Origin of the sequence: Actinophytocola sp. (genome assembly GCF_050699935.1) — a bacterium.
GTDB lineage: Bacteria > Actinomycetota > Actinomycetes > Mycobacteriales > Pseudonocardiaceae > Actinophytocola.
The window spans coordinates 1-7,259 of sequence record NZ_JBOHGB010000228.1 but is presented as its reverse complement, the minus strand read 5'-3'; the positions used below and the strand labels follow the sequence as shown (position 1 = coordinate 7,259).

Annotated in this window: 8 protein-coding genes; 4 read left to right on the top strand and 4 right to left on the bottom strand. The window is 71.0% G+C overall.

The window, feature by feature from the left end:
* From smc to ACRDTB_RS36395, 4 genes are all read right to left on the bottom strand, one after another.
* The coding region (gene smc, locus ACRDTB_RS36410) for a chromosome segregation protein SMC (protein ID WP_431436802.1) at positions 1-2,079 on the bottom strand (2,079 nt) is incomplete at its 3' end.
* A gap of 110 nt (positions 2,080-2,189) precedes the next feature.
* Positions 2,190-3,065, bottom strand: a complete 876-nt coding sequence (locus ACRDTB_RS36405) for a zf-HC2 domain-containing protein (protein WP_431436801.1) — start codon at positions 3,063-3,065, stop codon at positions 2,190-2,192.
* Entirely contained in the window at positions 3,062-3,580 is a 519-nt protein-coding gene (locus tag ACRDTB_RS36400) for a sigma-70 family RNA polymerase sigma factor (protein WP_431436800.1), read from the bottom strand. Before ACRDTB_RS36400 ends, ACRDTB_RS36405 begins: the two co-directional genes overlap by 4 nt.
* Before the next feature lie 71 nt (positions 3,581-3,651).
* Complete coding sequence (locus ACRDTB_RS36395) at positions 3,652-3,942, bottom strand: acylphosphatase (protein ID WP_431436799.1); 291 nt, start codon at positions 3,940-3,942, stop codon at positions 3,652-3,654.
* 113 nt (positions 3,943-4,055) lie between these two features.
* Between ACRDTB_RS36395 and ACRDTB_RS36390 the strand changes: the two genes are divergently transcribed.
* The 4 genes from ACRDTB_RS36390 (at position 4,056) to ACRDTB_RS36375 (ending at position 7,201) form a co-directional block, all read left to right on the top strand.
* Positions 4,056-4,712, top strand: coding sequence for a PKD domain-containing protein (locus tag ACRDTB_RS36390; protein WP_431436798.1), 657 nt, complete (start codon positions 4,056-4,058; stop codon positions 4,710-4,712).
* Positions 4,713-4,843: 131 nt separating this feature from the next.
* A complete protein-coding gene (locus ACRDTB_RS36385; RefSeq protein WP_431436797.1) occupies positions 4,844-5,485 on the top strand; it encodes a CAP domain-containing protein in 642 nt (213 codons plus the stop codon).
* A gap of 186 nt (positions 5,486-5,671) precedes the next feature.
* A complete protein-coding gene (locus tag ACRDTB_RS36380; protein ID WP_431436796.1) occupies positions 5,672-6,370 on the top strand; it encodes a TetR/AcrR family transcriptional regulator in 699 nt (232 codons plus the stop codon).
* Between the two features lie 126 nt (positions 6,371-6,496).
* Positions 6,497-7,201, top strand: a complete 705-nt coding sequence (locus ACRDTB_RS36375) for a recombinase family protein (protein ID WP_431436795.1) — start codon at positions 6,497-6,499, stop codon at positions 7,199-7,201.
* Positions 7,202-7,259: the final 58 nt, after the last annotated feature.

The following is a 7,259-nucleotide window of genomic DNA, read 5'->3' as shown; positions in this document are numbered from 1 at the left end:
CGCCCGCTGCTCGGCCCGCGCGCCCGCCAGCGCGGCGGCCGCCCGCTCGGCCGCGGCCTCGGCGGCGGCGAGCTTCTCGTTGGCCTCGTCGACCGCGGCCTGCACCTCGATCACGCTCTGCCCGCGCTCGGAGCCGCCGGCCACCCAGTGCGCACCGAGCACGTCGCCGTCGGCGGTGACCGCCCGGACCCGCGGATGCCGCGCGACGAGGTCCCGGGCCACCCGCAGCGAGTCGACCACCGCGACCTGCTCCAGCGCCGAGAGCACCGCCTGCCGCAGCGACTCGGGCGCCCGCACCAGATCGGCCGCCCAGCGGGCACCCGGCGGCAGGGTCGGCCAGCCGGACCGGTCCACGGGCGACCAGCCGCCCACGAGCACGCCCGCCCGGCCGGCGTCGTCGCCGCGCAACAGCTCCAGGGCCGCGACCGCGTCGTCGCCGGACGCCACCGCGACCGCGTCGGCCACCGGGCCCAGCGCCGCGGCGAGCGCGGCCTCCGCGCCCGGCTCGACGGTCAGCAACGCGGCGACCGAACCCAGCAGGCCCGGCATCCGGTCGCCCGCGGCGAGCAGCGCGCCCGCGCCGTCCTTGCGCGACAGGCCGAGCGAGAGCGCGTCGACCCGCGCCTGCCACGACGCGATGTCCTTCTCCGCCGTCCGCTCGGCCGCCACCAGCTCCTCGACGCGGGCCTGCGCGGCCCGCTGTGCCGCCTCGGCCCGCTCGAACCGGTCGGCGATGCCCGCGTCGTCGGCGTCCTCGACCCCGGTCTCCGCCCGGGACTCGGCCAGCTCCACCGCGGCCTCCTCGGCCCGCTCGGTGGCCTCGGCCAGCGCGGTCGACAGCCGCTCGACCTCCTCGGCCGTGGCGGCGGTCTTGCTGCGCAGCGCGTCGACCTGGCCGGCCAGCCGGGCCAGGCCCTCGCGCCGGTCGGCGACCGCGCGCACGGCGGCGAGGTGGGCCTGCTCGGCAGCCTGCACGGCCTGCTCCAGCTCGGCGCGCCGCTCGGCCGCCTCACCCAGCGCGTGCCGGGCGACCTCCACGTGCTCGGCCAGCTCCGCCTCGCGGATCGCGGTCTCCTCCGCCTCGGCCTCCAGCTCCTCGGGGTCCCGGCCGCCGCCGGGCGCCTCGACCTCGGCGGACAGGTGCCGCTCGCGCTCGACGGCCAGCCGCACGGTGCCACGCAGCCGCTCCTCCAGCGCGGAGAGCTCGTACCAGGTCTGCTGCGCGGAGGTGAGCCGTGGCGTGTCGGCCGCGAGCTGGTCCTCCAGCGCGGTCTGCTTGGCGTCCGCGACCTCCAGGGCCTGCTCGACCTCGTGCCGGCGGGCGCGGGCGGCGGCCTCGTCGGCCTGCTCCTTGGCGATCTCGGCACGCTGGGCGACCAGGTCGTCGGCGTAGAGCCGCAGCCGCGCGTCCCGCAGGTCGGCCTGCACGGCCTGCGCCTTGCGGGCGATCTCCGCCTGCTTGCCGAGCGGCTTGAGCTGGCGGCGCAGCTCGCCGGTCAGGTCGGTGAGCCGGGTCAGGTTGGCCTGCATCGCGTCGAGCTTGCGCAGGGCCTTCTCCTTGCGCTTGCGGTGCTTGAGGACGCCGGCCGCCTCCTCGATGAACGCGCGGTGCTCCTCCGGCTTGGCCTCGAGGATCTGGGCGAGCTGGCCCTGCCCGACGATCACGTGCATCTCCCGGCCGATGCCGGAGTCGGAGAGCAGCTCCTGGACGTCCATCAGCCGGCAGGTGTTGCCGTTGATCTCGTACTCGCTGGCGCCGTCGCGGAACATGCGGCGGGTGATCGACACCTCGGTGTACTCGATCGGCAGCGCGCCGTCGGAGTTGTCGATCGTGAGGCTGACCTCGGCACGGCCGAGCGGGGCGCGGCTCGACGTGCCGGCGAAGATGACGTCCTCCATCTTGCCGCCGCGCAAGTCCTTCACGCCCTGGGTGCCCATGACCCAGCGCAGCGCGTCCAGCACGTTGGACTTGCCCGACCCGTTCGGGCCGACGACGCAGGTGATACCCGGTTCGAAGCGCAACGTGGTGGCCGACGCGAAAGACTTGAACCCCTTGAGCGTCAGGCTCTTCAAGTGCACGAGACGCGTACCTCTCAGCCAACCGTGAAGTGCGGTCCAGTCATCGAGAGTACCCGGGAGACCCGCGCAACCGTGGGAGGCGGGCGCGTGGCGGGATGCGCGAAGGCGTGCTAACGGCCCTGTGCGGGGATGGTCATCGCGATGCTGCGGTCGTCGAGCCGCAGCTCCAGTTTGTCGATCTTGCTGCGCTGGATCGAGGTGCTGGCCGGGATCTCCGCGGCGTAGTCGTGGTCGGTGCTCCACCAGCCGGCGACCTCGTGGTAGCCGTCCCCGTCGTAGACGACCATGTAGCACTCCCGGCCAGGTGGCAGGCCGTGCAGCTTGATCTGGATCTCGGTGCCCCACTCGTGGTCGATCAGCCGCGCGTCGGCGGTCGCGCTTCCGTCCGGCGTGCTGCCCGACCAGGTGACGCCGGCCGCCACCGGCGGGACCGCGGGCGGGGCCGGGTCCGGCTGGAGGGCTTGCCAGCCGAGGACGCCCCCCACGGCGAGGACCAGCACGACCGCGGCGGCCGCTGCGACGTGCCAGTACCGCCGGCGCCGCGGCGCCTTCGCCGGCGTGTCGGACCGGTTCTCGACGGCCCGGGGCGGCGCCGGCGGGAGCTCGAGCGCGGCCGGGCCGCGCGGGGTGGGCACCGGCCCGCCGAGCTCCGGCGGGACGTCGTCGGGCAGGCCCGTGCCCGGGCGGAAGAGCTCGGGGTGGAGGACCTCGGGGAGGCTGGTCTCCGGGCGCAGGAGCTGGGTGGACAGCGGCAGGCCGGGCACCGGGGCGGTCGGGTGGGCCTCCTCGAGCGTGGTCGGCGGCAGGCCGTCGGAGAAGTCGTCCAGCGAGATCTGGTTGAGCATGCCGGGCAGCGGGGCGAGCCGGACGAGCTCGGTGCGACAGGTGTCGCAGCCGCCGAGGTGCGCCTCGAACTCGAAGCGCTCCCGCGGGTCGAGCGCGCCGAGCAGGTACGCGCCGAGCGTGACGGTGTTCGAGCAGGTCATGGCTCGGTCACCCCCCGCTCCTCGAGCGCGTCACGCAAGGCGCGCAGCGCGTAGAACGAGCGGGACTTGACCGTGCCGGGCGGGACCCCGAGCGCGGCGGCGGCCTCGGCGATCGTGCGCCGGCGGTAGAACAGCTCGCCGATCACCGCGCGATGGTCCTTCGAGAGCGCCCGCATCGCCTCGGCGACCTGCCAGCCCTGCAGCACGCGGTCGAAGTCGTCGGCGGGCCGGGCCCAGTCCCGCTCCATGATCGGCACCTCGTCGACCCGTGCGCCCTGCCTGCGAAACCCCGAGACCACGAGATTGCGGGCCACCGTGTAGAGCCAGGGACCGGCCGCGTCGGCGGTCAGGTTGTTGGCGTTGCGCCACGCCCGCAGCAAGGTCTCCTGCACGATGTCCTCGGCGTGCTGGTGATCGCCGCCGACCGCGCGAAGGACGTAGCCGAACAGCGGCCGTCGGTAACGGCTGTAGAGCTCGCGGAGGAGTTCGTCCTCCTGGTCCGGGGTGTTCCCCACACCATGGTCATACGCTGATTAGATAGCAGCGGTTCAAATGGGTTTGTCGGGTGATCACTTCGTTACCAACGCTAACGTTCTACGAAGCCCGACAGGTTCCCCTTCGCCTCGGACCACCGGTCCACGACGAGGTCCACCGACCCCGGCGGCCGGCCCGATCTGAGCAACACGACCAGCCGTTCGCAGCTTTCTCGCGCACCCTCCGCAACCACCTCCACCCGACCGTCGTTGAGGTTGCGTGCGTAGCCGCGCAGGCCGAGCTCGGACGCCCGCGCCCGGGTCCACCACCGAAATCCGACGCCCTGCACACGGCCATGCACCCAAGCGGTTACACGGACGGGCTGGTCATCTACAGTGTCCACGGTCGGTGATCACCTCGATCCGGGCTGTGCACGGTCGGTGACGGTGATACGTTACGCCGCCGTAATACTCCGTCTGGAGCAACGGCGGGCGAGCCGAGGAGGTTGGACCCTTCATGTCGGAGCCGGGCGACGAGCTGACTCCCTTACCGGACGACCCGCAGGACAGGCCGAAGCTCTCCCGTTCGCCGTACATCGCACTGGGGGTGGCGGCGCTCGTGGTCTCGACGGTGTTCGCCACCGTCGCGGCACTGGCCACCACCCGCGAGGAGCAGGCGGCGCCGGCGCCGAGCAGCGAGGACACGGTCGAGACCTCCACGGCGGAGACGTATACCACCGACCCGAACACCACGTCCGCACCGTCGAGGTCCACGACCAGCAAGCCGCGGAGCTCGACGACCACGACGACGTCCGAGGACGGCGAGACCACCACCGACGAGACGACCACCGACGAGACGACCACGCCGGGGCGCCCGACCAACACGCGGCCGCCGACCACGACCACGCCGCCGAACCAGGCACCGCTCGCCGAGTTCAACGTCGACTGCTCCAACCTCGCGTGCGACTTCGACGGCGGCCCGTCGAGCGACCCGGACGGCAACATCACGACCTACAGCTGGAGCTTCGGCGCCAACGGGATCACCGCGTCCCACACCTTCGAATCGGCGGGCACCTTCGACATCACACTCACAGTGACCGACAACCGCGGCAAGAAGACCAACAAGACGAAGCCGGTCACCGTGACTACACCGACTACTACCTCGGGTAACTAGACCGGCCTTCATAAGATCACCCGATGGTGGTACGTTGCCGAACCGTGACATCGGCACACAGACGTAGACCTGTGCTTCCCGCACTCGCCGCTGCGCTGGTCGGAGCCGTCACGGCCGGTGCCGCAACGCTGATGTCCAACTTCGACGGGCCGGAGATTTCGGACCAGGCCGCGGTCGCCCTTTCCGCTGCGGACGCGGACAACTCCGACGGCGGCCTGTCCCGCCCCGGCGACCAGATGGACTCGGACCGGTCGCAGTCCGACGACCAGGACTCGGACGACGGCGACGACTCCAGCTCCGAGCCGTCCGCGTCCGGCGACGACACCGACCCGCCGAGCTCGTCCGAGTCGTCCGAGCCGACGTCCTCGGATACGTCGGCGCCGACCACGTCGGGTCCACCGCAGGAGCGGATCGAGGACCAGGTCGTCGACATCGCGAACGCCGAGCGCGCCGATGCCGGATGCAAACCGCTGCTCGTGGACCAGAAGCTGGCCCAGGCGGCGCAGGAGCACAGCAGCGATATGGCGGATCGCGACTACTTCGATCACACCACGCCGGAAGGCCTGACTTTCGCCGAGCGAATCGTCAACTCCGGCTACCCCACCCCCGGCGCGGAGAACATCGCCCGCGGCCAGCAGAACGCCGAGCAGGTCATGAAGAGCTGGATGGAGTCCGACGGGCACCGGGCGAACATCCTGAACTGCGACCTCACGTCCATCGGCGTCGGCCTGGACGAGGACGGCATGTACTGGACCCAGGACTTCGGCTACTGAGCCGAACGCAGCTGCGCGGCCCTGAACCGCGGCCCTGAACCACCGCCAGCTCCCCTGCCGCTCGACGTCATTCGACTCGGCGAACACTCGCAGTGACAGCGCGCGTTGAATCCATGACCCTATTGATAAGCCGCCCTCTACAGTAACGTGGGATATCCGAACGAATTTCATCCGGATAAGGCGGCGATGAAAGAGCTCGACCAACCCCGGCCCAGACCCCGCCGGACCCGAGCGGACGCACTCCGAAACCGGAAGGCGATTCTGCGAGCTGCTGCTGGCCTCATCATCGAGGAGGGCCCGACAGCGCCGATGGAGCGGATCGCGCGTCGGGCGAACGTCGGGATCGCGACGCTCTACCGCCATTTTCCCGACCGATTGGTCTTACTTCGCGAGGTCGCACTGAACACGCTGCGTCAGTCCGCCGCGGAGGCCCGGGCCGCGCTCATCGAGGAGCCGGACGCGTTCACCGCGCTGGCGCGGTACATGCACGACTCGATCGACCTGCGGGTCGGTGCGGTGATGCCCATGCTCGTCGACCGCCTGGAGATGGACGAGGAGCTGACGGAGGCGCGCCGCCTGGCCCAGGAGGCACACAACGCGCTCGCGTCGGCCGCCCACGAGGAGGGCTCGCTGCGCCCGGACGTGACGGCCGGCGACATCAGCCTGCTGATCATCCGGTTCACCGCGCCCCTGCAGGCCACGAGCTCGTCGGAGGACGACAACCTGCTGAACCACCGCCACCTCGAGCTCATGCTGGACGGCCTGCTCCGGTTCCTGTCGCACGAGAACCTGCCCGGCCCGGCGATCTCGTTCGAGGACCTGATCAACATGGGCCCCGCGCCCATCCGCGCGAACATGCTCCGGGCAAGGCAACACGACCGCTGACGACAGGCGAGCGGAACCGTCCACAGGCGACTCACCGGGAGTCATCCACAGGCCGCGGCGCACGACGCGGGGACTGTCGGTCGGCGCGACTAGGCGAACTCCCATTTGTAGACGTACCGTCGGTCTATGGGCACCGGTAGGGATGTTAGCGCAGGTCAGGAGGCTGGTGGCGCTCCTGTGTTCGATTCGTATGGGCGGTTGTCGAAGGCGCCGGACACGGGTGAGTTCGAGAAGATCGAGACGCAGTGGGCGGACAACCGGAAGGTGATCAAGCGCCTGGACGGTGTGCTGGGTGAAGAGCTTGAGGACGGCTTGTCGGCGTGGCGGAAGGGGGTCCGCCGGCCCGGTTGGGAGAAGCTGTTGGAGCGGGTCCGGTCGGGTGTGTCGAACGGGATCGTGGTGTGGCACACCGACCGTCTGCTGCGTCAGCCGCGTGATCTGGAGACGCTGATCGATCTGGCGGACAAGGGCTTCGTGGTGGCCAGTGCCCACGGTTCACGCGACTTGTCGGACCCTGATGACCGGTTCATTCTGCGGGTCGAGGTGGCGCACGCGGCGCGGTCCTCGGACGACACGTCACGGCGGATCAAACGCCGGTTCGCCACCTACCGGGAGCACGGTGTGGGCCACATCGGCGGCCCGCGCCGGTTCGGGTGGCCGGGCCGGGACCTGACGTGGACGCCTGGACCGGACGAGACCGAGGAGGACCGGCCGATGGTGCCGGACGCTCTGGTGGAGCGGGAGCGGCGCGCGCTGCGGGACGAGGACTGTTTCAAGATCGGTGTTTCTGGCCCGACACGCCGGGCTGAGGTCCGGCGGGATGGGCACTGAGAGTGATGACATCGGACCTTGTGAGTCCACGTAAGAGTGACAAGTCCGGGCGGCAGCT